This window comes from Microbispora sp. NPDC049633 (assembly GCF_040675265.1).
In the GTDB taxonomy this organism is placed as follows: domain Bacteria; phylum Actinomycetota; class Actinomycetes; order Streptosporangiales; family Streptosporangiaceae; genus Microbispora; species Microbispora maris.
In genome coordinates this window covers 1-3585 of the sequence record NZ_JBFAOO010000358.1, presented here as the reverse complement: position 1 = coordinate 3585, position 3585 = coordinate 1, and the positions used below count along the sequence as shown (strand labels likewise).

The following is a 3585-nucleotide window of genomic DNA, read 5'->3' as shown; positions in this document are numbered from 1 at the left end:
GCCCGTGCGGACGGGCGCGCCCGACGACACCGCTCTCCTGGCGGCGGCCCGGCGGCACGAGCTGCTGTCGCGGCTGACGGGGCTGCTGCTGGACGAGGAGAGCCTGCGCGAGCCCGTCGCCCTGCTTCGGGCGGCCCGTCTGCTGGCCACGGAGACGGCCGACTGGGTGATCGCGGACGTCGCCGGCGACGGCGGCCTGGTCCGGTCGGTCGTCATCGGGCCGAGCGACCAGCCGGTCGGGCGGCTGCAGCGGACGATCGAGGAGGCCCCGCCCGCGAAGACGCCGGTGGTGGAGCAGGTGCTCACCACGCAGAGCGGCGTCGTCCACGAGATGCTGACCGACGACTCCCTGCTCGGCGGCGGCGTGCTCCAGGCGATGCGCGCGGGCTCGCTGCTCAGCGTGCCGATCCGCGCCGAGGACGAGGCGCGTGGCGTGCTCACCCTGGTGCGGCTGCGCGAACGGCCGCCCTTCGGCCTGGCCGACCTGGGTCTCATGGAGGAGATCGGCCTGCACCTCGGCCTGGCGATGCGGGCCCAGCAGGGGTTCCAGCGCCGGGCGCAGGCCGCCGACACCCTGCAGACCGGCGTGCTCCCCCGCACGCTCCCCGACATCCCCGGCTTCGAGATCGCGGCCGCCTACCATCCCGGCTCCGGCATGCGGGCCATCGGCGGCGAGTTCTACGACGTGTTCCCCGTGAAGAACGGGTGGGGCTTCGTCATCGGCAGCGCGGCCGGGCGCGGCGAGGAGGCGGCCGCCGTCACCGCCATGGTCCGCAACGGCCTGCGCGTGCTGAGCGTGTGGGAGGACGACCCGGGACAGGCCCTGCGCAAGGTCAGCGACGCCCTCGTCGCACAGCACACGGGTCTGTTCGTGATGGCCGCCGCGGGCTTCGTCCGAGGCCGCAAGGTGCGGCTCGCCTCCGCGGGACACCATCCGGCGGCGCTGATCCAGCCGGGCGGCGCCGTCCGGTTCTCCGAGGGCGGCGGCGTCCCGCTGGGCTTCGAGGAGGGCTCGGTCCCCGCGACGGAGGAGCTCACCCTGTCGTCCGGGGAGACGCTCGTGCTGTACAGCGACGGTCTGGTGGGCTCGCAGAGCCCCGCCGGGGACAACTACGGCGAGCAGCGGCTCACCGAGGCTCTCGCCCGCTGCGCCGGGCAGCCCCCGGGCGCGGTCGTCAAGGCCATCGAGGAGGACCACCGGGCCTTCTGCGGCAGCCACGTGGTCGACGAGATCACCGTCCTCACGCTGCGCCGATCCCGCTGACGGGATTTGCCGCCCCCACCCGGACGTGGTGGACTGAGGGGGACGCGGCGCGTGGGGGCGATCGCATGGCAGAGCGATACGAACCGGTCGGCGGCCTCGGCTTGATCCACGAGGCCGGTCTCTACGGCTCCGGCGACGAGTTCCTCGGGATGGCGGTGCCGTTCGTGCGGGACGGGCTCGGCAGGGGCCAACCGGTGCTGGTCACCACGACCGCGGAGAACCTCGACCTCCTCGGCGCCGCGCTCGGCCACGACGCCCGGGAGGTCGACTACGCCGAGAGCGCCTACTTCGGCCGCCGCACCGCGCAGCGGGCGGCGGCGTTCCTGCGCTACTGGGAGCGCAACGCGGCGCGCGGACGGGTGCGCATCCTGGCCGAGCCGGTGTGGACGGGCCGCTCCTCCCGCGACGTCGCGGCCTGGAAGCGGATGGAGTCGGCGCTCAACGTGATCCTCGCCGGCACGGGCGTGTGGATGATCTGCCCGTACGACACCAGGGCGGCCGATCCCGGTCTCGTCGAGGCCGCGCTGCGCACCCACCCCTCGATCAGCGTCGGCGGCCGGGAGCGGCGGGCGTCGCCCGCGTACACCGACCCGGTCCGGTTCATCGGCGAGTGCGACCGCGAACCGCTGCCGCAGGCTCCCTCGGACGCCGCGGCCGCGACGATCGGCCACCTGCACGGCGTGCGGCGCTTCGCCGGCAGGCAGGCCCGGCTCCACGGGCTGGCCGAGGACAGGACCGCGCTGCTGTGCGTGGCCGTGCACGAGGCGGCCCGCTACCTGGGCCTGCCGCTGACCGTCCGGACGTGGGAGAGCTTCGGGGCGCTGGTGTACGACCTGTGGGCCGGCCGGGAGACCGGATGCGACCCGCTCGCCGGTTTCACGCCCCCGGGACCGGACGAGCGGCCCGGGGACGGCCTATGGCTGGCCCGCCAGATCTGCGACCACCTGGACATACGGCAGGAGGCGGGCGGCTGCCGGATCAGGCTGCGGGCGGCCACCTCCCGGCTGCAGGAGAGCGCATGATTTTTCCCGATTAGGCGTTTAGCGCGAATCAGAGTAAGGTAAACATCATCTACATCGAGCGTGCCTAGGACGCAGGCACACCCCTTTCAGACGCCTTCCTGTCTTGAGGTGTGCCATGGATATCGCGATCGTCTCCGCGCACGAACTGACTCCCGACACTCCCGCCATCGCCCGTGAGCTGGGGCGGGGCCACCGGGTCACCGTCTACACCCGGTCGAAGGTCAAGGGGGACGGCGTCGAGCACGTGCCCGCCGGACCCGACATGGAGCTGTCGGAGAGCGACCTCCTCCCCTACATCTCGGACTTCAGCGACGGCCTGCGGCGCCGCTGGCGGGAGCACCGCCCGGACATCATCCACGCCTACTCGTGGTCCAGCGGCCTGGCCGCCATCGCCGGGTCCGAGGGCCTGGGCGTGCCGGTGACCCAGACCTTCCACAGCCACTACGACGACAGCCGCAGCGCCGCGCCCGTGCGGCGGCTGGAGTGCGCGATCGGGCGCCGCGCCAGGGCGGTCATCGCCGCCTGCGCCGACGAGGAGTCGGAGCTGATCCGGATGGGCGTGCCGCGCCGCAACATCTCGGTCGTCCCGCACGGCGTGGACATCGAGCGGTTCCGCCGCCAGGGTCCCGCCTTCCCGAGAGGCGAGCGGCCCCGTCTCCTGCACGTGGGGCACGTGGGCGCCGACTACGCCGTGCACGCGCTGCGGGCCGTGCCGGAGGCCGAGCTCGTGATCGCCGGTGGCGACGACCTGAGCGTCGAGCGGCTGCGCGCCCTCGCCGGGGAGCACGGCGTGGCCGACCGCGTGGAGATGCTCGGCATGGTCCCGCACACTGCGATGCCCAAGCTCATGCGCAGCGCCGATCTGGTGCTGTCGCTGCCGCCGACCGTCCCCACGGGCACGGCGGCGCTGGAGGCCATGGCGTGCGGCATCCCGGTCATCGCCTCGGCGTCCGGGGCGCACCTCGACTCGGTGGTGGACGGCGTGACCGGATTCCTGACCCGGCCCGACCGTCCGCTGGAGATCGCCCACCGGATCCGCCGCCTGCTCGGCGACGCCACCCTGCGTACGGCCATCGGCTACGCGGCCGCCGACCGCGCCCGTTCCCGCTATTCGGTCGAGCGAATCAGCATGGAACTGCTTCGCGTATATGAGAAGACCTGCGCGTAAAGGCAAGCGATATTACCGGATTAGGGCCGTTATCTGAGTGAATTCATGTGATTAACTCGGCTCATGTCACTTCATGGGCCTGGTTTAGCGGTGGCGGCGGCGATGCTCATCGTCCCCGCCCCCACCCCCTT

General features: G+C 72.8%; 3 protein-coding genes. All 3 read left to right on the top strand.

Annotated features, from left to right (window positions below):
* Nucleotides 1-1264 (top strand): GAF domain-containing SpoIIE family protein phosphatase (locus AB0J39_RS38730; RefSeq protein ID WP_363474082.1); only part of this gene is annotated, 1264 nt, incomplete at its 5' end.
* A gap of 65 nt (nt 1265-1329) precedes the next feature.
* Complete coding sequence (locus AB0J39_RS38725) at nt 1330-2286, top strand: sensor histidine kinase (protein ID WP_363474080.1); 957 nt, start codon at nt 1330-1332, stop codon at nt 2284-2286.
* A 115-nt stretch (nt 2287-2401) separates the two neighbouring features.
* Nucleotides 2402-3454 carry a glycosyltransferase gene (locus AB0J39_RS38720; RefSeq protein WP_363474078.1) on the top strand — a complete coding sequence of 351 codons (1053 nt, stop codon included), beginning with the start codon at nt 2402-2404 and terminating at the stop codon, nt 3452-3454.
* Nucleotides 3455-3585 lie beyond the last annotated feature (131 nt).

Bases quoted from the DNA above. Each gene is read 5' to 3' on its own strand.
- AB0J39_RS38720 (WP_363474078.1), top strand. From the start codon at position 2,402: ATGGATATCGCGATCGTCTCCGCGCACGAACTGACTCCCGACACTCCC.
- AB0J39_RS38725 (WP_363474080.1), top strand. From the start codon at position 1,330: ATGGCAGAGCGATACGAACCGGTCGGCGGCCTCGGCTTGATCCACGAG.